Here is a 19,719-nt window from a genome sequence, read left to right on the forward strand (position 1 = left end):
CGTGGGCGACCCGTTAAGAAAAACATTTTTATGCAGTTGTCAGGATACGAACATCCTGAACAACATAATTCAGTGGCGATAGCTGCGGGGATCCACCTGTTCCCATGCCGAACACAGCAGTTAAGCCCGCAAACGCCGAAAGTACTTGGGGGGAGGCCCCCTGGGAGGATAGGAAGCCGCTGATTCTTATAAAAAAAGCACTAGCTTATGCTAGTGCTTTTTTGTGGTTCGTGATTCGTGGCTCGTGGCTCGTGGGGAATGAGTTTGTGGTTCGTAGGGGCCGTCCCAAAGGGCGGCCCGCTGTGATATTTGACCACAGCCCATTCGGAATGATGGTGAGCTTTTACGAGCCACGAACCACGAGCCACGGCTTTTTCGCGGACTCAGATGCGGCGTTCCGCCGCGACAGCCTCAAGTTGACAACATCGCTTCGAGCAACCCTCAGCTTGTAAAAAAACGCCCCGACCGGGGCCTGCGTAGGGGCCGACCTGGTAAGGCGGCCCACCTGAAACGATGGTGTACACGCTATTCATGACGGGTGATGTGTGAAAAAAAGCCCCATATACCAGAAGGGTCATACCCACGATTCACAGCGGGACGCCTTAATCAGGACGTCCCCTACGATATTGCATACAGGCGATGGAAATGAATGGGGTCCGCAAAAAAACACGGCCATCGGCCTGGTGCGTAGGGGCCGGCCCGAAAGCCTTTTTGGCCCGTCAGGTGCCGACCAGCGGAAGGCGCAGGATGGTTGCCAAAACGGACAGCCGTGGCTGGGCGGCCCGCTGTGATATTTGACCACAGCCCATTCGGAATGATGGTGAGCTTTTACGAGCCACGAACCACGAGCCACGAGCCACGGCTTTTTCGCGGATTCAGATGCGGCGTTCCGCCGCGACAGACTCAAACTGACAACATCGCTTCGAGCAACCCTCAGCTTGTAAAAAAACGCCCCGACTGGGGCCTGCGTAGGGGCCGACCTGGTAAGGCGGCCCACCTGAAACGATGGTGTACACGCTATTCATGACGGGTGATGTGTGAAAAAACGCCCCATATACCAGAAGGGTCATACCCACGATTCACAGCGGGACGCCTTAATCAGGACGTCCCCTACGATATCGCATACAGGCGATGAAAATGAATGGGACCCATAAAAAAAACACGGCCATCGGCCCTGTGCGTAGGGGCCGTCCCGAAGGGCGGCCCGCCTGAAATGTGATGTACACGACATATATGACGGATGATGCATAAAAGCCCTATATCCCAGAAGGGTCATACCCACGATTCACAGCGGGACGCCCTTTGGGCGTCCCCTACAGTGACATCTACGATGTCGCGGCTGATTGCTAACCCCTAGCTGCTACTTCTTCCACGGGCAGAGTTTCCGTTCGGCTATATCGAGGGCCATGTAGGCGATGATGCCGATGGCGGCCAGGGTCAAAATGGCGGCGTACATTTCTTCATAGTTGCGGACTTCCATGCGGTTCATGATGAAATACCCCAGGCCGGAAAAGGCGGCGAACGTTTCGGTAATGAACAGCAGGGCCAGGGCGATGCCCAGGGATGTTCTCAGCGCTGTCAGGATACCCGGTAGGCAGGCCGGCCAGATGAGGTGGCGGAAATCCTGCCATTTTGTCCCGCACAGGGAACGCATGGTCATGACCTGTTCTTCCGGGATGGCCTTGGCGGCATCGCGGACCATGATGGCGATTTGGAAAAAGACGGTAATGGCGATGATGAAGATCTTCGGGAAATCACCGAGTCCCAGGACGACGATGATGACCGGAAGGAAGACGACTTTGGGAATGGAGTAGAAGATATAGAGGAACGGCGACAACAAGGCGTCCCAGCGGCGGCTGCGACCGGCAGCCATGCCGACGGGGACGGCTGTCACCAGGGCCAGGGCCAGGCCGCAGATCATGCGGTACAGGCTGGAGGCGATGTGCGGCCAGAGAACGCCTGTCGTCATCAGGGTGTACCAGGTCTGGCAGACGCGGTACGGTGCCGGCAATAACGGTTTGTTCAAAGCCATACTGGCAGCCTGCCATATGGCACCGATGAGGAAGAAGGCCAGCAGGAGATGGGGCACATCGATGGGATTACTCGTTTTTCCGGACATCTTCGATGACACCTCCTGTCTTAGCAAAGACGACGGTCTTATCGCCCAGGGCGGCTGCTTCTTCCGGACTGTGGGTGACGATGATCGTCGCCATGGAGCTGGTTCCTATGTATTTCCGGAACAGGTCATAGCATTGATGGCGCATAGCCGGATCCAGGGCCGAGAAAGGTTCGTCCATGAGCAGTAGTTTGGGCTGCATGGCCATAGCCCGTCCCAGAGCGGTCCGCTGTTTCTGACCGCCTGAAAGTTCGCCTGGATAATGCTTACGGACAACTGTTAAGTCCAGCGATTCCAAGAGCTTATCCAGTTGCCCCTCATCTAAGGGGTGATGGTGAATCTGCCCTGGCAAGAGGATGTTTTCTTCGACCGTCTTCCAAGGGAAGAGCCCGTAATCCTGGAAGACGATGGCCAGATCCGGCCGAGGGCCGATCATTTTTTGCCCATCGAATCGTATCTGTCCCTCTGTCGGCGCCTGCAGGCCGGCGATGAGCCGCAAGAGGGAAGATTTCCCGCAGCCCGATGGCCCGACGACGGTCAGGTGCTGGCCTTCGTCCAGGCTGAGGCTGATATGCTGCAAGACGCGCTGGGGGCCGTGGCTGCCCTGATAGACGAGGCCCACGTCGTCCAATTGCAGCAGCGCTTCCCTTCCCTTGCCGTTACTGGACATGGGCGACCATTTCATCGTAGCTGTAGGCCTTGGGCAACAGGCCTTTCTGGACCATCCAGTTCATGATACGGCTGACTTCTTCTTCGGTCGGCAGGGCATGGGCCGTGTAAGACGGCGTGCGGTACGAACCGGCGACAGCTGCCGGGATATTGGCTTTCTTCATGGCCATGTCGCGGTAGGCATCGGGCTGGTTGTCCAGTTTTTCAATGGCTTCGTTATAGGCATCGAGGAAGTGGACGGCATCGTCGTGGTGTTTTTCGATCATGTCCTGGGTCAGGACGACGACGGACTGGGAATAATTTTTCTGGAGTTTCGTATCGTCGATGACGACATGGGCTCCCTGCTGGACGGCATAGGCTGCCAGCGGATCCGGCAGGATGGCCGCCTGGATGTCTTTGCCGGCCAGGACGGCTTCTGTGCGCAGGGCCAGGTTCGGCATCTGGACGGTATGGACTTCGGCTGCAGGAATCCCCAGTTCTTGTTCATACTGGTTCATCAAATAGTCCATCATGGTATTTTCCGAGATAGCCACGGCGGCTCCGGCCAGCTGCTGCGGCGTCGTAAGGCTGCTGTTCGGCGACGATACGACGAGGAACCGGCCTTCTTGGGGAACGGCACCGAGGGCCATGGCGACGACGCGGACGTCGGTACCGGCTTTTTTCAGCAGGCCCGTGACGATCATATCGGTCATCATGCCATCGAGTTCGCCGGCTTCCATGGCTTTTTGCTGGTCTGCAGCCGAGCTAAATTCGATGACCTGGACGTCGACGCCGTGTTTGGCAAAGAGTTTTTCTGATTCTGCCGTATAGAGGGGCAGGCTGTCGTCGATGCGCAGGACGCCGATTTTGTACGTCTTCTTGTCGTTCGAGCCAGACGGACTGTTCTGGCAGGCTGATAACACGAGGGCCGAGCAGGCCAGCAAGGCGGCTAATACGAAACGTAATACACGATTCATGGGAAAGACCTCTTTTCATAAAATCAAAATGTATAAAAGTAACACGAAATATGTTATATACTCCCTATTATAGGGGAGCCATGATATAATTTCAACCGTTTTATGCTGAGATGGCAAATGGGCTTAACTTTGATTGTCCAAGGGCGGTTATTCCTTTTGTATTTTGAATACATGACAGATATATGCAGACTGTTTATTGTCTTTCGATTTTGAATGTGGTATAAATGTATATGTACATAAGAAAGGGGAGTTGATTCATATGGTAAAAAGTGTTGCCGCACCGCAGGCAAAAGGGAAGAGTGCTGAAGATAAGATTTTTGGTGCTAACAACCGTGCCGTGGCTTTGAGCGAAAAATTGGGGGCAGATAAAGTTATTAATGGGACTGTCGGTTCCATGCTCGATGAAGATGGGAATCTCATCATGCTCGACGTCGTCCAGAAAGCCTATAAAGCCTTGACGCCGAAAGAAATCGTCGCTTATGCGCCGATCCAGGGCTATCCTGATTATCTGGAAGCGGCTATCGACCAGTGCTTCGGTGAATCCCGTCCGGAAGGCTATATCCGTGCCTGTGCTACGTCTGGTGGCTCCGGTGTTCTTCATCACGTCATCCACAACTATTCCGAATGGGGCGATGAAGTCCTGACCAGTGACTGGCATTGGGGAGCTTACGGTTCCATGTGCAACGACAATGGCCGCAAACTCCGCGAATTTGAACTGCTCACGCCGGATGGCCATTTCAATATGGAAAGCTTCAAAGCCAACGTCAGCGATATGGTTGCCAAACAGTACAACACCGTTATCATCATGAATTCGCCGGCCAACAACCCGACCGGTTACGGCCTCTCTGATTCGGAATGGGACGAAGTCCTGGCCTTCTTGAAAGATGTCGTCAAAGGCAAAGACAAGAACATCATCTTCGTTTCCGACGTCGCTTACCTCGATTACAGCGGTGAAAAACACGAATGTCGCAAATTCTTCAAAAAATTCGGCAACATGCCGGACAACGTCCTCATCGTCGTCGCCTACACCTGCAGTAAAGGCTTCACCATGTACGGCCAGCGTATGGGCGCCATGATTTGCGTCACGCCGAACAAGGATATTGCCGATGAATTTGTCGCCATCAACCAGTATACCAGCCGTGCTACCTGGTCGAACTCCAACAGCGCTGCCATGAAGGTCATGGCCAACATCTGCAAGGACCCGGCCAAAGTGGCTGAACTCGATGCCGAACGGGCTAAATATTTCCACCTCATCCAGGAACGGGCTGATTTGTTCATGAAAGAAGCCGACGAATGTGGGCTGAAATATTTGCGGTACATTTCGGGCTTCTTCATCACCATCCCCATGGAAGGGTCCCAGAAAGTCTGCGACGAACTGGAAAAAGAAAATATCTTCCTCGTTCCCTTGGGTAAAGGCATCCGCCTGGCTGTCTGCTCGGTTTCCAAGAAGAAGATCCACGGCCTGGCTGCCAAGATCAAATCGACGCTGGATGCCGTCGGCGCTAAACAGTAAGTCCGTATCGGAAAGGGAGTCTTCCTATGTTCCAGACAATCGGTGTCTGCGGGACGGGCAATATGGGCCGGGCCATCGTCAAGGGCCTGGTCGCTGCCAAGGCCATCGCTGCAGATCATATCTATCTTTATAATATTCACCGGGAAAAAGCCGAAGCCCTGGCTCAAGAAACGGGGGCCGTCGTCGTCGATACACCGGAGGAACTGGCGCGCCGGTCCCAAGGCCTGATCATGGCTGTCAAACCGAACATCATGGAATCGGCCCTGGAAACTGTCCGGGAAACCCTGTCGACGAAGAGCGTCCTCATTTCCATCGCTGCCGGTGTTTCTTTGGAAAAACTGGCCTTCTATACCGGTCCGGAAACGAAAATCGTCCGGGTCATGCCCAATACGCCGGCCATGGTCGGTGAAGGCATGGCTTCGGTTTCGCCGAACATCAACGTCAGTGAAGCGGAAACGGCCGATGTCGTGGCTATCTTTTCCAGTTTCGGCAAAGCTGTCGTGACCGATGAAAAACTCATCGATGCCGTCTGCGGCCTCAGCGGAAGCGGCCCGGCTTACGTCTACATGTTCATCGAAGCCCTGGCGGACGGCGCCGTCCGCGAAGGGATGCCCCGCCAGATGGCCTATACCTTTGCGGCCCAGACCGTCTTGGGGGCGGCCAAGATGGTCCTGGAAACGGGACGCCATCCGGGAGCCCTGAAAGATGACGTCTGCTCGCCAGGCGGTACGACTATCGAAGCGGTAAAGACCTTGGAAGAAAGCGGTTTCCGTGCTGCTACCATGAACGCTGTCATCGCATCGGCAGAAAAGAATAAAAGTTTATAGTTTACACTTAAAAAAAGGCGCTGTCCCATGAAGACAGCGCCTTTTTTAGCAGTCAGCGGCTAGCTGTTAGCCGTTAGCGGATGGCTTTAAATTAAAATCCCGCTGCTAACCACTAACTGCTAGCCACTAGCCACTTAAAAGGGCTATGCGCTTTGTACATGATATATAGAATTACATAAAGTCATTCATAAATTGATAAATGATTATTTTTGGCTTATAAACTCCACATTTTAGTGTAGTAATATGCAAAATAGTAAACATTGGTGTGCATTATATCGAAAATAGGTATACGCTCATGTCTAAATGTAATTTACAAATATGACATTGGGGTATATAATAACAGCATAGAGCATGTATCCGGATGCAATCTAAAAGAGAAATGGCGTTATTCGTGGTTCGTTCATGAATAAGCCCTGTGCCTGTTAGAGGCGTGAAACGTATTTTTTCTATGAAAGGGTGGTATGTAATGGTTATATTGGCCTTGCTCCCAATCCTATTCCTGATTGTAGCATTGGGGTTCTTGAAGATGGCCGGTTGGAAAGCGTGTCCAATCGCGGCTATTATCGCATTTGTTGTCGCTGTATTCTGTTATAATATGTCAGTTCCCATTGCCATTTCGGCAGCCCTCGAAGGCGTAGCCCTGGCATGCTGGCCGATCTTGCTGGTCATCATCATGGCCCTGTTCGCTTACAAATTGACTGTAGCCACAGGCAGCCTGGAAGTCATCAAACAGATGCTGACCACGGTTAGTGAAGATAAACGTGTCGTATTCCTGCTCATCGCTTGGGGCTTCGGGACGTTCATGGAAGGCATGGCAGGTTTTGGTACTGCTGTTGCTATCCCGGCTGCTATGCTGGTTGCCCTCGGCTATCCGCCGATCAAGACCATCGTTGCCTGCTTGATTTCCAACGCCGTAGCACCGTCCTTCGGGTCCATCGGTATCCCGACGACGACCATGGCTGCTGTCACCGGTTTGGATTCCAGCGTCCTGGCTACGAAAGTTTCGATCGTATCCTTTATTCCTGACCTCATCGCTCCGTTCCTGATCGTCATCTGCATCGGCGGCGGTATCAAAGCCATCAAAGGCGTCGGTATCGTAACTCTGCTCTCCGGCCTGGCCCTGGCTATTCCGGAACTGTTCATTTCCATGACTATCGGTGCTGAACTGCCGGTTATGGTTTCGTCCATCATCATCATGGCTGTCATCGTCCTTTATTCCCGCGCTTGCAAATCCACGAGCAACCCGGAATACAAGTTCGATATCGATGCGGAAAACCAGAAAGCTGTTTCCTTCGGTGAAGGCGTCAAAGCAGCTATGATCTTCATCCTCATCTTCGTATTCCTCGTCGGCACGTCGAAACTGTTCCCGTTCATCAACGGTCCGCTGGCTTCGATTAAGACGACTGTTCCTATCTATGCTGGCCCGGGGGCTAAACCTTATACCTTTACCTGGGTCGCTGTTCCTGGCGTCATGATTTTCATCGCTACCATCCTCGGCGGCCTCTATCAGGGTGCTTCCGTTGGTAAGATCGCTCAGGTCTTCAAAGATAACTTCGTCGGCCTGCGCTTCACGTACTTGACCATCATCGCCGTCGTCGTCGTCGCTAAGATCATGACCTACTCCGGCATGACCAAGGAAATCGCTGATGCTCTCGTATTCGCAACAGGCAATGCATATCCTATCGTTGCTCCGTTCGTTGGCGGCTTAGGTGCTTTCATTACCGGGTCTTGCACGAACGCCAACGTCCTCTTCGGGCCGTTGCAGACATCCGTTGCATCCAGCCTGGGCATGAGCCAGCCGTGGCTCGCTGGTGCCAGCTCCCTCGGTGGTTGTATCGGCAAGATGCTTTCGCCGCAGAGTATCGCTCTTGGCGTCGGCGCTGTCGGTGCCGTTGCTGATGGCAAGGAAGGCGAAATCATGCGCGGTACTGTTGGTTACTGCCTGTTCCTGCTCATCATTGCAGGTATCATTACCATCATCGCTCCGAGCGTCGTTCCCTTCTTGGTAAACTAAGCGTATAGAAAACACTATATAGCAGAGAAGAATAAAAAGGTATGCTACATCACCATGTAGCATACCTTTTTCTGTAATAAACAATGTGATATAATCGGATGTGAAATGTTCTTGATACGAAACATTTCCTTACAGGAATAATACGATATTACCTAAAAGCATGAGCAAAAAGGAGCAGAAATAACTGTTACTTAAATTTTTACGTTTTATTTTGAATTATTTAAAAATCAGCAGTTCTTATGATAAGTTGTCATAGGATACGATGAATCAATCGAAAAATGATATGCGTAAAATGTTCAAATGTAATTTACATGCATGAGGAAGTAGAGTATAATAATACCTGTAAGAGATAAACGGAAGGTAAAAGAAATATATTAGTTTATACTTCCGTTATATTCGGTCTTAAATCCGGTCCTCATGACTGGATGCAGAAATAAGTGTTAGGCTTATAATTTAAACTATTTGGAGGTATGTATTATGGCAAAAGGTAAAGTTTCCCCGGAGTTGATTGAACAGTTCAAACAGATCGTCGGCGAAAAGTATGTTTATACGGACAAAGATAAACTCGAACCGTATTCCCATGACGAAGTAACGGACCCCCATTACATGAAAGAACCGCAGGTCGTTGTTCTTCCGGCTACTACTGAAGAAGTTTCCAAAGTCGTTAAGCTCTGCTATGAAAACGATACGGTAATGGTTCCTCGTGCAGCTGGTACGGGCTTGGCAGCTGGTGCTGTTGCTACTTTCGGCGGCGTCATCATCTCCATTGAACGTATGAACAAAATCCTCGAAATCGATAAAGACAACATGGTTTGTGTTTCCGAAGCTGGCGTTACGACGTCTGTCCTCCAGGAAGCAGTCCAGAAGGAAGGCCTCTTCTACGGCGGCGACCCCTGCAGTGGGGACTCCTGCTTCATCAGTGGTAACGTTGCAACCAACGCTGGTGGTAACCGCGCTGTTAAATATGGTGTAACTCGTGACCAGGTCATGGGCATGGAAGTCGTTACTCCGACTGGCGAAGTCGTAACCCTCGGCGGTAAATTCCGTAAGAACGCTACGGGCTACATGCTGATGCACCTCTTCATCGGTTCTGAAGGTACCCTCGGTATCATCACTAAAGTTTACCTCAAATTGGTTGCTCTTCCGAAATACCAGCAGGACCTCCTGGTCGTATTCGACAACCTCGACGACGCTATCGCTTTGACACCGAAAGTCATGAACGCCGGTATCACTCCGGTCTGCGTAGAATTTATGGATAACGCTTCCATCAAACAGGTCGAAATCTTCCTCGATGAAAAACTGCCGAAATCTGATGTTGGTAACTACATCATCATCCAGATTGCTGGCGACAACGAAGACGTCCTCATGGATCAGTGCGAAAAAATCGTTGAACTCGCTGAAGAAAACAACGCTATCGACTCCTTGGTCGCTGACCCGGCTGTTATTTGGAAATCCCGTAAAGCCTACCTCGAAGCTGACCGCGCTCGCAGCTTAGTCTTCTCCATGGAAGATATCGTTGTACCGATGACGGAAATCCCGGGTGCTGTACAGCAGATTTCCCGCCTCTCCGAAAAATACAACGTCGCTATGCACTGCGCTGGCCACTGCGGTGACGGCAACGTCCATATCGATATCTTGAAAGATGACCGTACTCAGGAAGAATGGGAAGAAATGCTTCCGAAGATCCAGGGCGAAATCTACGCTCTCGTTTACCAGCTCGGCGGCCGCCTCTCCGGCGAACACGGCATTGGCTACAAACGTGAAGCCCTTCTTGAAAAATACACCGATCCGGTTGAACTCAAGATGATGAAAGCTGTCAAGAAAGCACTGGATCCGAAGAACATCATGAATCCGGGCAAAGTTGTCAGCATCAACGACGAAGTTCCTGTCGAAGAATAATTCACAGTTACATACTAAAGGAAAAGGGCAAGGCGCAAGGCTTTGCCCTTTCTTCTTTTTACCATTCTAAAACGGAATGTTTCTATAACCTCAAGCTATTCTCGAAAAATCATATAAATAGCAGTGAACCAAGAAAGGATGTGCATCATGCATACATTTAATTTACCCTTTGGCAAAGAAAAAATTAAACTCGAACTGCCGGAAGAACAGGTTGCCGGCGTCCTCGTTTCCCACGCTCATGAATATAAAGCGCCGAAATCAGAAGCGGAACTCGTCGCCGATGCCCTGGCCAATCCGATTGGCAGCCCGAAACTGAGTGATTTGGCCAAGGGGAAGAAGAATTGCGTCATCATTTCCAGTGACCATACCCGCCCGGTACCGAGCCATGTCATCATGCCTCAGCTTCTGGCAGAACTGCGCAAAGGGAACCCGGATATCGACATTACCATCCTCATCGCAACGGGTATGCACCGGGCGACGACGAAAGAAGAATTGATCGCTAAATACGGTAAGGAAATCGCCGAACATGAAAAATTCGTCATCCATGTCAGCCGCAACGACGAAGACATGGTCAGCGTCGGCACGTTGCCATCTGGTGGGGACTGCCGCATCAACAAGCTCGCAGCCAATGCAGACCTGCTCATTTCCGAAGGCTTCATTGAACCGCATTTCTTCGCCGGCATGTCTGGCGGCCGTAAATCCGTCCTGCCTGGCATTGCCAGCAAGGTCACAGTCCTGGCCAACCATTGCTCGGAATTTATCAACAGCCCTCATGCCCGCACGGGGATTCTGCAGGGCAACCCCATCCATGAAGACATGCTCTATGCTGCCAAAGCAGCTAAATTGGCCTTCATCTGCAACGTCGTCATCGACGCCGACAAGAAAGTCATCGCTGCCTTCGCCGGCGACCGTGAAAAAGCCCATTATGCAGGGGCTGATTTTGAAATGAAACTGGCCGGCGTCAAACCGGTACCGGCAGACATCGTCATCACGACTAATGGCGGCTACCCGTTGGACCAGAACATTTACCAGTCCGTCAAAGGCATGACCGCTGCTGAAGCGACCTGCAAAGAAGGCGGCGTCATCATCGACGTCTCGTCCTGCTCTGACGGTCACGGCGGTGAAGATTTCTACAACAACCTGAAAAATGCCGAATCCATCCAGAAAGCCATGGACGAAATCCTGGCCCGCGGCCGCAATGAAACAGTCTTCGATCAGTGGGAAGCTCAGATCCTCATGCGGATGCTCTTGAAATTCACCATCATCATGGTCACTGAAGCCCCGCAGCAGATGGTCGAAGACATGCACATGAAATACGCTGCTTCCGTCGACGACGCTCTGGCCATGGCCAAAGAAGTCCTGGCGAAAAAGGGCATTACCGACCCGAAAATCACAGTCATCCCCGACGGCGTATCGGTCATCGTGAAATAGTTGGGTTTGATGTGAAATGTTTGATGTTTGATGTAAAAAAATTTAAATAAAGAACATCATACATCAAACGTCATACATCGAACAGAAAAAATAGGGTACCGCTTGCGGTGCCCTATTTTTCTTGCTATCCCTCCATAATTATCCTATAATAGGGGAGATGTAAATTTGTCTTAACGCATAAGGAGGACTTACCTTGGAAGGGTTAGAATCGACGCTTGTCTTTGATGTTACTATGATTTTGCAGGTCGTGCTCATCGACTTGGCTTTGGGTGGGGATAATTCCATTGTCATCGGTATGGCAGCCAAGAATTTGCCCAAGCATTTGCAGAAGCGGGCTATTTTGTACGGGACGGCCGGGGCTATCTGTCTGCGTTTCATCATGGCCTTCATCGTATCCTGGTTGTTCCAGATTCCTTTCTTGAAGACTGTCGGGGCCATCTTGCTGGTCCTCATCGGCATCAAGCTCATCGGCGCCGATGACCAGGAAGAAGATGTCCATGTCGAAGCCAAGGATTCCCTGTGGGCAGCGGTGCGGACCATCATCATGGCCGACGCCCTCATGAGCCTGGACAACGTCCTGGGCATCGTCGGCGTCACTAACAACCATTGGGGCCTGCTCATGTTCGGCATGTTCATTTCCGTGCCGATCATCGTCTTTGGCAGCACGATCGTCGTCAAGGTCATGAACCGCTTTCCCATCCTCATCTATATCGGCGGGGCTATCCTCGGCTGGGCTTCGGGCGGCATGATGGCGACGGACCATTACCTGGCTCAGTACGTCAGCCTGGCCGCGGAAAATCCGACGGAACTGAAGGTCATCCTGCTGGTCATCACTATTGCCGGCGGCTTTTTGTGGAAACATATCCATAAAAATAAAGAAGTTGTGGCCTGACACGAGAAAAAAGCTTGACTTTTTTCTCCAATATGGTATTATATACAAGTCAGGTAACGGGGCGTAGCGCAGTTTGGTAGCGCGCTTGGTTCGGGACTAAGAGGTCGCAGGTTCAAATCCTGTCGCCCCGACCATATTTTTACACATTGGATGTCGATCCCGAGGACATCAAACAACTGCATAATCAAACAATGTGTAAGCCATGGAGAGCTGTCCGAGTGGCTGAAGGAGCATGATTGGAAATCATGTATAGGGCGAACGCTCTATCGTGGGTTCAAATCCCACGCTCTCCGCCATACTGTAAAAAGGACTATCTCATGAAGGCATCTGCCATCATGAGATAGTCCTTTTTTATTTTTTCAACCCCTGGATGCCATGGTAAATGAGACGCAGCAGCATAGCCTGAATCTGGAACCATGATTCGTCTTTTTTCCATTTATGATGCTGGTTGATGGTAAAAAACCCGCTGACCAGGAATAAGTAGAGATTTTCCGCTAATGTTGCATCAATCTGAAGTTGATTTTGTAAAAATGAAATCATTTGAGTTTTTTCATGTGTGAAAATATATTCTAAGATGTAAGGCCCTAAGGTCTTATCTGAAAAGAGTGCTTGGTAACAAGGGGAATCTGCGATGCGTTGACAGACGGGCAGCATAGTATAGTTATTCTTGATGAAAGAGGCACTTTCATTTGATTGACTGGCTTGGTAAAGAAAATCGGCCAAGGATTTATCAGGATTTGTATTTTCGGATGAATGCAGCGCTTCCTCAAGGATGGCGTCTAACAAGGCATAGATATCCATATAATGCAAGTAGAACGTAGCCCGTGTAATTTCCGCCTTTTTGCAGATAGCCGTGACTGTGACTTTTGGAAAGGGATACTTTTGGAGCAGTTCCAAAAAAGATTGCTTGATAACAGAACGCGTATAGCGGGTGCGACGATCTAACTTTTGCGTCATGAAGGATACCTCCTTACTTTCTAGACAATTTGGGAGATGTGTCCATTATCAGACACTTCCTCGAAGGTGACTGTTGAATGTTTTCTTGCGTTTAATATAATAGATATTGAACATAGTGTCAATAAAAATATTTATTGTAAAGAATAAAGGAGAGAAAATAATGGATATTCAGCAGATTCGCAATGCTACACTTAAAATTGTATATCAAGGGAAGACCTTTTTAATTGACCCCTGGCTTTGTGGAAAAGGAAGCCTTGGTAGTTTCGAAGATATTCCGGGGAAGCCATACATGATTCCGGACCCGGTTAAAATGGAAATTGCCATGCCGATTTATGGACTGCCTAGGACGCCGCAGGAAATTCTGGATGGTGTCGATTATTACATCGTAACGCACATCCATCCAGACCATATTGATATAGCTGCCGATGGGACCGTAGGCCAGCCTTTGGATAAGTCCATCCCTGTCTTTGTGCAGAATGAACAGGACGCAGCCATTTTTGAAAAGTCCGGATTTCAAGATGTACAGGTTTTGTCTAAGTCTCCGTTGACTCTCGATGGCCTTACCCTTCAACATATGCCGGCACGCCATGGTACCATCGTTCCTTGCGGTGACGCTATGGGGGTCCTCTTCCAGAGCGCAGACGAACCTACCCTTTATATCGCTGGTGATACCGTATGGTATCCTGAAGTGGAAAATACGCTGAAAACGTATCGCCCTGATGTCGTCGCATTAAATGCTTGTGCGGCTGAAACTGTAGACAATGGCCGGCTCATCATGGGCGATGAAGATGTAGCTTGTGTAGCAAAGACTGTTCCGCAGTCTCAGCTTCTTCTTACTCATCTGGATAATGTAGCCCATGCCTCTTTGACGAGATATACTCTGCGCAGCCGGCTCATGGCCCGTGGGGTGGACCATTATATTATGCCCGATGATGGAGAATGGGTTTCTTTCTAATGTGTTTTCCGATATTGCGTAGGTAATTCACCGAAACGTTTTTTGAAAGCTGCAGAAAATCGGCTCTGGCTTTCATAACCGACTTTGGCTGCGATTTCTGCCATTGAATCTTGACTATGGCAGAGAAGTTCCGCAGCTTGCAGCAGCCGGTGCTCTTTGATATGGGCTGCCAGAGAAGTACCATAGACTGCTTTAAATACGTTTTTTAAAGTCGTCTGATTTATGAGATATTGTTGGGCCAGTGTGTCAATTGTGATGCGCTGGTCCAATTTTTGTAATAAATCGTAGTGGATTTTTTGTACTAAGGCCACTTGTTCCGATGGATTACTTGGAAGGTATTGCTGTTATGTTGTTCTACCAAATCGGCGAATGGTTCCAAAGCTATGCTGTTAGCCGCAGCCGGAAGAATATCGGTGCCCTCATGGATATCCGTCCTGATTATGCGAATATAGAACGGGATGGTAAACTGGAAAAGGTCGACCCGGATGATGTAGCTTTAGGTACGACGATAGTCGTCCAGCCCGGTGAACGGGTGCCCTTGGATGGCGTGGTCCTTCGTGGGACATCGAGCCTCAATACGAGTGCCCTGACAGGAGAAAGCCTGCCCAGAGATGTGCAGCAAGGGGATGAAGTCATTAGTGGCTGTATCAATATGACTGGCGTCCTTTACGTGAAGACCACGAAGGAATCCGAAGAATCGACAGTTTCAAAAATATTGGAACTAGTTGAAGATTCTAGTTCGCATAAGTCGCAATCAGAAAATTTCATCACTAAATTTGCCAAGGTCTATACACCAGCTGTTTGTCTGGGTGCCTTGGCTTTGGCCATCATCCCTCCTGCCATTCAGCTGATGTACGGCCATGCTGATCCTCAATGGGAAAATTGGATTTATCGTGCTTTAATCTTTTTAGTCATCAGTTGTCCTTGTGCTTTAGTTATCAGTATTCCTCTCAGCTTTTTTGCCGGTATTGGTGGTGCTAGCAGAGAAGGCATCCTCATCAAAGGATCCAATTATATGGAAACACTGGCGCAGACGAGATATATCGCTTTTGATAAGACCGGGACTTTGACGAAAGGTAATTTTGAAGTTAATGGAGTCCACCACAACCAGATGGAAAAAGAAGAATTGCTTGCTTATGCCGCCATGGCCGAATGTGCTTCTTCACATCCCATCAGCAAGAGCTTGCAGCAAGCGTATGGTAAACCCATTGACCGTAACCGTGTCAGGAATATTCATGAAATCAGCGGACACGGTGTCAAGGCTGCCGTAGATGGTCATATCGTGGCCGTTGGCAATGATAAATTGATGAAGCAGATGAAAATTTCTTATGTGCCTTGTCATAGCATGGGAACCATTCTTCACGTGGCGGTTGATGGAAGATATGCGGGTCATATCGTCATATCTGATGTCATCAAGCCTCACGCGCGCCAGGCCATTGCAGCGCTTAAACGAAACGGCATCAAGCAGACCGTCATGCTGACTGGGGATACTCGTCGGACAGCCGAAAATATTGCCAAGGATGTCGGTGTCGACCAGGTATACAGTGAATTATTACCTGCCGATAAAGTAAATAAAGTGGAACAGTTGCTGGCCCGTAAAGGAGAAAAAGAAAAATTAGCGTTCGTTGGCGACGGAATTAATGATGCGCCTGTTTTGACCCGGGCTGACATCGGTATTGCTATGGGAGCCATGGGCTCTGATGCAGCTATTGAAGCAGCCGACGTCGTACTCATGGATGATGATCCCTTGCAGATTGCCAATGCTATCCTTTTATCGCGGAAATGTCTGCGTATTGTTTATGAAAATATCGTTTTTGCACTGGGGATAAAATTCCTTTGCCTGGGATTAGGGGCTGTCGGCATTGCTAATATGTGGTTTGCCATTTTTGCTGACGTTGGCGTCATGATCCTGGCTATTCTCAATGCTATCCGGGCCCTTTATGCCCCATCAGTATCCATTAAAAAGGATAGCAGGAAAATGGTTTTGCAACCACAAAGTGAATAAAATAATGTATAATAGATTATATAATATGTTTTCAAGGAGGTCTTACGATGGAAAAGGTAAAAGAACTGGCGGCACAATACCAGCAGGATGGGAATAATTGTGCTGAAACGGTGGTCAAGTTCTGCAATGATTGTCTGGATTTGAAGCTGCCGCCGGAAACGCTGCGCATGGTATCCGTCCTTGGCGGCGGGGTGGCCGGTTCGGGCTGTATTTGCGGGGCCTTGAATGGGGCCTGCCTGGTCCTGGGCTGTCTTGCCGGCCGGACGACGCCAGAAGAAAAGACGAAAGCCGAAATCAATCAACCTGTACGGGAATTTCAGAAAATCTGGCTCGACCGCTTTAAAGCGACGTGCTGCCGCGTCCTCAAAAGTCCGGCCAACGGCGGTCCCGTATCGTGCGGTGACCTCATGGCCGACACGTCGGTTATGCTCCTCGATTTCATTCGGGAAAAGAAACTGGCTTGATTTTACGCTTTTTCTCTTGACTTTTTTCGTGGATATGGTATTATGTATAAGTCGGGTCTACGGGGCGTAGCGCAGTTTGGTAGCGCGCTTGGTTCGGGACTAAGAGGTCGCAGGTTCAAATCCTGTCGCCCCGACCATACTTTACATATCGGCATTTATCCCGAAGATGTCAGCAAAGATATGTAAGACGCGGAGAGCTGTCCGAGCGGCTGAAGGAGCATGATTGGAAATCATGTATAGGGCGAACGCTCTATCGTGGGTTCAAATCCCACGCTCTCCGCCATACAGGACTTTCAAAGGGACTGTCGCATGAAGGGTTTACCTTCATGGGCAGTCCCTTTTTTGTATTTCTCCTATTCATCTGGAGTATTTTGTGCTACAATTAAAAACTATAATAAGAAGGGGAAAGAGGGGTTTACGATGAGTGCGATTAAAGAAGAACTGGCAGCTTTTATTGCTGCCCATACGAGTGATGATTTTGTCATGACACCGATTACCATGCGCGAGGCGTCGCTGCATACGGCGTGGGACCAGGAACTGCCTAAAGTAGCGATGGCGGACGTCGTCGATACGGTGCTGGAAGGCTGCGATGTCTATGATGTGCCGGTCCGGATTTATATTCCTGACACGAGTCGGCCCCTGCCGGTCTTGATTTACTATCATGGCGGCGGGTTTGCCATCGACACGGTCGCTGTCTACGACCCGGTCTGCCGCCGCATTGCCCAGGCGACGCAGCACATCGTCATTTCGCCGGAATATCGCCTGGCGCCGGAAAATCCCTATCCCGCTGCCTATGAAGATGCCCTGGCCGTGGCCCGGAAGGCGCTGCCCAAGCTGGATGAATTGCAGATTCCTCATGAAGCCGATTTGACCTTGTGCGGTGACAGCGCCGGCGGCTGCATGGCAGCTTATACGAGCCAGGCCCTGCAGCACGACACATCTATTCCGCTGACTCATCAGGTCCTGGTCTATCCCTGCCTGGATATGACCCATTCCTTCCCGTCGGTCCGGGAAAACTGCAATGTCAAAACGGGCTTCACGCCGGCTAAGCTGGTCTGGTATTTCAACCAATTCTTCCGCACCGGTGACGACCGCCGGGCCGCTTCGCCTCTCTTCTGCGAATTGTCGGCAGACATGCCGGCGACGCTGGTCTTGACGACGCAGTTCTGCCCCTTCCGCGACGAAGGCCGCGAGTATGTCCGTCGGCTGACTGCAAAAGGCGTCCGGGCCGAAACGTATAATTACGACAATATGGTCCATTCATACCTCAATTTTGAAAAAATATGCTACGATGAAATCTGCGATACCTACCGGCGCATGGCTGATTTTTTGCAACTGTAAGGAAAATAGCGTATACTAAAGACAGGTATTATGCTGGGTAAAGGATGTGCTTTTTTATGAAGAAATGCCAACATTGCGGGGCGCCTTTACAGGATGGCGACCGATTCTGCCAGGCCTGTGGCGCTGAACAACTACCTGAAGAGGAGTCGAAGAAAAGAATTTGTCCGGAATGTGGAAAGTGGATCCAGGCAGATGGGAAATTCTGCCCCTTCTGTGGAGCCGAACTGCCGGAAATGGATGACGATGAACCGGTCATCGATGAAGCGACGGGGACGGAAACCTTTGTCCATAAGCATCGGGAACCCGTCCGCGACGAAGAACCGCCTCGTTCACCGCAGCCGATGGAACGGCCGGTCATGACGGGCCGGCCAACGCCGCCGCCTTTTCAGGAACCGCCTTTTTACGTGCGCTATCGGAAAGGTATCATCACTGCCGTCGTCGTCCTCATCTTGGCTGTAGCTGCCGCTGTGGCTTTCCACTTCTATGGCAGCCGCAGCAGCGGGGATTACGTCAAGGATGCCGTTTCCCTATCACAGCAGCTGTCTTCGGAAAATGAATCCGTCACCGATACGGCTAAGCGCCTGAGCCAGAAGAGCAAAGGCGACGACGTCGATTCCCTGGTCAAGGATCTGGGCAAGAGCCGCAAGAACGTGGAAAAGATGGCCAAGAATTACCAGCCCAAGAACATTCCCGACCAGTATGCATCCGATGACCAGGCCATCCGCGAAGTCATGCGCGACCAGATGGCCATGTACGATACGGCCATAGCCATTGCTGAAAATCCGAAAGACGATGCCATCAGCGAAAAGCTCGATGACCTGCGCGATGCAGTCCAGAAAGCCAAGAAGACGGCGCGGACCATTAAGGTGCCTGGTGCTGATTTTACGGGAGCCGTCGATGGCGATAACCTGGTCAGCTATCTGGAAAAATACGTCAGCGTTCAGACTAAGCCCGACGAAACGCCTCAGCCCGAGGTGAAGGCCGACCCGGATAAGCAGGTCCTGTCATCCTATGCCAGCAGCAAGGATTTGTTCAATGACGATATCGGCAAACTGGCTGGCGACATCAACGCCTACTTGAGCAATCACCCAGACTTTAAAGGGAACCGCGAATTTACCAGCCGGGCCAATACGCTCTACATCCAGATTTCCAAGACCCGCAATCAGCTGGAAAACGATACGTCCATCGACAATACGGCCATGAAATACAAACTCGATGCCCTGTTCCAGGCCGAACAAGACCGCATCCGCGGCCTCTATGACGGCGTCAGTGCCAGCCAGCGCGGCCAGGACTACCGCCCCGGCTTCCAGCGTGGCCAGGCCGCCTCGAACCGCTACGACAAATTGAATGATGAATGGAATAGGTTATAATGTTAGTGGCTAGTGGCTAGTGGCTAGTGGCTAGTGGCTCGTAGGGGCCGTCCCAAAGGGCGGCCCGCCTGCAAGGGTATTGTATACGTCCTACATGACCGGTGATGTGTGAAAACTCCACCCATATACCAGAATAATCATCCCCATGATTCACAGCGGGCCGCCCTCTGGGCGGCCCCTACGCACCCATATCCCGGGGCGGGCGCCCCGCGTGGTCGCCCTTACAGAAAAAATTTTAATTTAAAACCATCCACTAACAACTAACCACGAACCACGAACCACTAAAAAGAGGCTGTCTTAATGCGACAGC

The 19,719-nt window shown here is 50.6% G+C and carries 17 protein-coding genes, 4 tRNA genes and 1 rRNA gene; 17 read left to right on the forward strand and 5 right to left on the reverse strand.

Annotated features, from left to right (window positions below; translation table 11 throughout):
* Positions 1–68 precede the first annotated feature (68 nt).
* Together rrf and NOS26_RS07690 are read left to right on the forward strand one after the other, a co-directional pair.
* A 5S ribosomal RNA gene (gene rrf, locus NOS26_RS07685) occupies positions 69–185 on the forward strand.
* Between the two features lie 454 nt (positions 186–639).
* Positions 640–798: a hypothetical protein gene (locus NOS26_RS07690; RefSeq protein ID WP_155266575.1), complete on the forward strand. Its 159-nt coding sequence runs from the start codon at positions 640–642 to the stop codon at positions 796–798.
* 562 nt (positions 799–1,360) lie between these two features.
* Here NOS26_RS07690 and NOS26_RS07695 read toward each other — a convergent pair.
* Genes NOS26_RS07695 through NOS26_RS07705 form a run of 3 tightly spaced genes read right to left on the reverse strand, consistent with a single transcriptional unit; the run spans position 1,361 to position 3,741 of the window.
* The gene (locus NOS26_RS07695; protein WP_179944798.1) at positions 1,361–2,119 is read right to left on the reverse strand and encodes an ABC transporter permease; all 759 of its coding nucleotides are present in this window, start codon (positions 2,117–2,119) and stop codon (positions 1,361–1,363) included.
* The gene (locus NOS26_RS07700) at positions 2,100–2,801 is read right to left on the reverse strand and encodes an ABC transporter ATP-binding protein (protein ID WP_255917505.1); all 702 of its coding nucleotides are present in this window, start codon (positions 2,799–2,801) and stop codon (positions 2,100–2,102) included. Before NOS26_RS07700 ends, NOS26_RS07695 begins: the two co-directional genes overlap by 20 nt.
* Entirely contained in the window at positions 2,776–3,741 is a 966-nt protein-coding gene (locus NOS26_RS07705) for an ABC transporter substrate-binding protein (RefSeq protein WP_014017160.1), read from the reverse strand. The genes NOS26_RS07700 and NOS26_RS07705 overlap by 26 nt, the downstream gene beginning before the upstream one ends.
* Before the next feature lie 259 nt (positions 3,742–4,000).
* Here NOS26_RS07705 and NOS26_RS07710 point away from each other — a divergent pair, with 259 nt between their 5' ends.
* The 8 genes from NOS26_RS07710 (at position 4,001) to NOS26_RS07745 (ending at position 12,613) form a co-directional block, all read left to right on the forward strand.
* The gene (locus NOS26_RS07710; RefSeq protein WP_014017159.1) at positions 4,001–5,254 is read left to right on the forward strand and encodes a pyridoxal phosphate-dependent aminotransferase; all 1,254 of its coding nucleotides are present in this window, start codon (positions 4,001–4,003) and stop codon (positions 5,252–5,254) included.
* Positions 5,255–5,280: 26 nt separating this feature from the next.
* On the forward strand, positions 5,281–6,081 hold the full coding sequence (proC, locus tag NOS26_RS07715) for a pyrroline-5-carboxylate reductase (protein WP_014017158.1): 801 nt from the start codon (positions 5,281–5,283) through the stop codon (positions 6,079–6,081).
* A 466-nt stretch (positions 6,082–6,547) separates the two neighbouring features.
* Positions 6,548–8,095, forward strand: coding sequence for an L-lactate permease (locus NOS26_RS07720; protein WP_014017157.1), 1,548 nt, complete (start codon positions 6,548–6,550; stop codon positions 8,093–8,095).
* A gap of 477 nt (positions 8,096–8,572) precedes the next feature.
* Positions 8,573–9,994 carry an FAD-binding oxidoreductase gene (locus NOS26_RS07725; RefSeq protein ID WP_014017156.1) on the forward strand — a complete coding sequence of 474 codons (1,422 nt, stop codon included), beginning with the start codon at positions 8,573–8,575 and terminating at the stop codon, positions 9,992–9,994.
* A gap of 147 nt (positions 9,995–10,141) precedes the next feature.
* A complete protein-coding gene (larA, locus tag NOS26_RS07730) occupies positions 10,142–11,425 on the forward strand; it encodes a nickel-dependent lactate racemase (RefSeq protein WP_255917506.1) in 1,284 nt (427 codons plus the stop codon).
* 193 nt (positions 11,426–11,618) lie between these two features.
* The gene (locus NOS26_RS07735; protein WP_014017152.1) at positions 11,619–12,317 is read left to right on the forward strand and encodes a TerC family protein; all 699 of its coding nucleotides are present in this window, start codon (positions 11,619–11,621) and stop codon (positions 12,315–12,317) included.
* 57 nt (positions 12,318–12,374) lie between these two features.
* Positions 12,375–12,451: transfer RNA gene (locus NOS26_RS07740), tRNA-Pro, on the forward strand.
* A gap of 70 nt (positions 12,452–12,521) precedes the next feature.
* Positions 12,522–12,613 (forward strand) — tRNA-Ser (locus NOS26_RS07745).
* Between the two features lie 55 nt (positions 12,614–12,668).
* Here NOS26_RS07745 and NOS26_RS07750 read toward each other — a convergent pair.
* Positions 12,669–13,274, reverse strand: coding sequence for a TetR/AcrR family transcriptional regulator (locus tag NOS26_RS07750; protein ID WP_054335819.1), 606 nt, complete (start codon positions 13,272–13,274; stop codon positions 12,669–12,671).
* 160 nt (positions 13,275–13,434) lie between these two features.
* On the opposite strand from NOS26_RS07750, the gene NOS26_RS07755 reads away from it, so the two are divergent.
* On the forward strand, positions 13,435–14,229 hold the full coding sequence (locus NOS26_RS07755; RefSeq protein ID WP_072982426.1) for an MBL fold metallo-hydrolase: 795 nt from the start codon (positions 13,435–13,437) through the stop codon (positions 14,227–14,229).
* Here the strand turns inward: NOS26_RS07755 and NOS26_RS07760 are convergent.
* Positions 14,226–14,540, reverse strand: coding sequence for a helix-turn-helix transcriptional regulator (locus tag NOS26_RS07760; protein WP_074787285.1), 315 nt, complete (start codon positions 14,538–14,540; stop codon positions 14,226–14,228). The genes NOS26_RS07755 and NOS26_RS07760 overlap by 4 nt on opposite strands.
* A gap of 8 nt (positions 14,541–14,548) precedes the next feature.
* On the opposite strand from NOS26_RS07760, the gene NOS26_RS07765 reads away from it, so the two are divergent.
* The 6 genes from NOS26_RS07765 to NOS26_RS07790 all read left to right on the forward strand — a co-directional run bounded on the left by NOS26_RS07765 (position 14,549) and on the right by NOS26_RS07790 (position 19,409).
* Complete coding sequence (locus NOS26_RS07765) at positions 14,549–16,234, forward strand: heavy metal translocating P-type ATPase (RefSeq protein WP_255917507.1); 1,686 nt, start codon at positions 14,549–14,551, stop codon at positions 16,232–16,234.
* Between the two features lie 47 nt (positions 16,235–16,281).
* Positions 16,282–16,698, forward strand: a complete 417-nt coding sequence (locus NOS26_RS07770) for a C-GCAxxG-C-C family protein (protein ID WP_255917508.1) — start codon at positions 16,282–16,284, stop codon at positions 16,696–16,698.
* 60 nt (positions 16,699–16,758) lie between these two features.
* Positions 16,759–16,835, forward strand: a tRNA-Pro gene (locus tag NOS26_RS07775).
* Between the two features lie 54 nt (positions 16,836–16,889).
* A tRNA-Ser gene (locus tag NOS26_RS07780) sits at positions 16,890–16,981 on the forward strand.
* A 137-nt stretch (positions 16,982–17,118) separates the two neighbouring features.
* On the forward strand, positions 17,119–18,039 hold the full coding sequence (locus NOS26_RS07785) for an alpha/beta hydrolase (RefSeq protein ID WP_169013529.1): 921 nt from the start codon (positions 17,119–17,121) through the stop codon (positions 18,037–18,039).
* 56 nt (positions 18,040–18,095) lie between these two features.
* Positions 18,096–19,409: a zinc ribbon domain-containing protein gene (locus NOS26_RS07790; RefSeq protein ID WP_255917509.1), complete on the forward strand. Its 1,314-nt coding sequence runs from the start codon at positions 18,096–18,098 to the stop codon at positions 19,407–19,409.
* Positions 19,410–19,719 lie beyond the last annotated feature (310 nt).

This window comes from Megasphaera sp. SC8-1 (assembly GCF_024436295.1).
GTDB lineage: Bacteria > Bacillota > Negativicutes > Veillonellales > Megasphaeraceae > Megasphaera > Megasphaera elsdenii.

Bases quoted from the DNA above. Each gene is read 5' to 3' on its own strand.
- NOS26_RS07690 (WP_155266575.1), top strand. From the start codon at position 640: ATGGAAATGAATGGGGTCCGCAAAAAAACACGGCCATCGGCCTGGTGC.
- NOS26_RS07695 (WP_179944798.1), bottom strand. From the start codon at position 2,119: ATGTCCGGAAAAACGAGTAATCCCATCGATGTGCCCCATCTCCTGCTG.
- NOS26_RS07700 (WP_255917505.1), bottom strand. From the start codon at position 2,801: ATGAAATGGTCGCCCATGTCCAGTAACGGCAAGGGAAGGGAAGCGCTG.
- NOS26_RS07705 (WP_014017160.1), bottom strand. From the start codon at position 3,741: ATGAATCGTGTATTACGTTTCGTATTAGCCGCCTTGCTGGCCTGCTCG.
- NOS26_RS07710 (WP_014017159.1), top strand. From the start codon at position 4,001: ATGGTAAAAAGTGTTGCCGCACCGCAGGCAAAAGGGAAGAGTGCTGAA.
- proC (WP_014017158.1), top strand. From the start codon at position 5,281: ATGTTCCAGACAATCGGTGTCTGCGGGACGGGCAATATGGGCCGGGCC.
- NOS26_RS07720 (WP_014017157.1), top strand. From the start codon at position 6,548: ATGGTTATATTGGCCTTGCTCCCAATCCTATTCCTGATTGTAGCATTG.
- NOS26_RS07725 (WP_014017156.1), top strand. From the start codon at position 8,573: ATGGCAAAAGGTAAAGTTTCCCCGGAGTTGATTGAACAGTTCAAACAG.
- larA (WP_255917506.1), top strand. From the start codon at position 10,142: ATGCATACATTTAATTTACCCTTTGGCAAAGAAAAAATTAAACTCGAA.
- NOS26_RS07750 (WP_054335819.1), bottom strand. From the start codon at position 13,274: ATGACGCAAAAGTTAGATCGTCGCACCCGCTATACGCGTTCTGTTATC.
- NOS26_RS07755 (WP_072982426.1), top strand. From the start codon at position 13,435: ATGGATATTCAGCAGATTCGCAATGCTACACTTAAAATTGTATATCAA.
- NOS26_RS07765 (WP_255917507.1), top strand. From the start codon at position 14,549: ATGGATTACTTGGAAGGTATTGCTGTTATGTTGTTCTACCAAATCGGC.
- NOS26_RS07770 (WP_255917508.1), top strand. From the start codon at position 16,282: ATGGAAAAGGTAAAAGAACTGGCGGCACAATACCAGCAGGATGGGAAT.
- NOS26_RS07785 (WP_169013529.1), top strand. From the start codon at position 17,119: ATGAGTGCGATTAAAGAAGAACTGGCAGCTTTTATTGCTGCCCATACG.
- NOS26_RS07790 (WP_255917509.1), top strand. From the start codon at position 18,096: ATGAAGAAATGCCAACATTGCGGGGCGCCTTTACAGGATGGCGACCGA.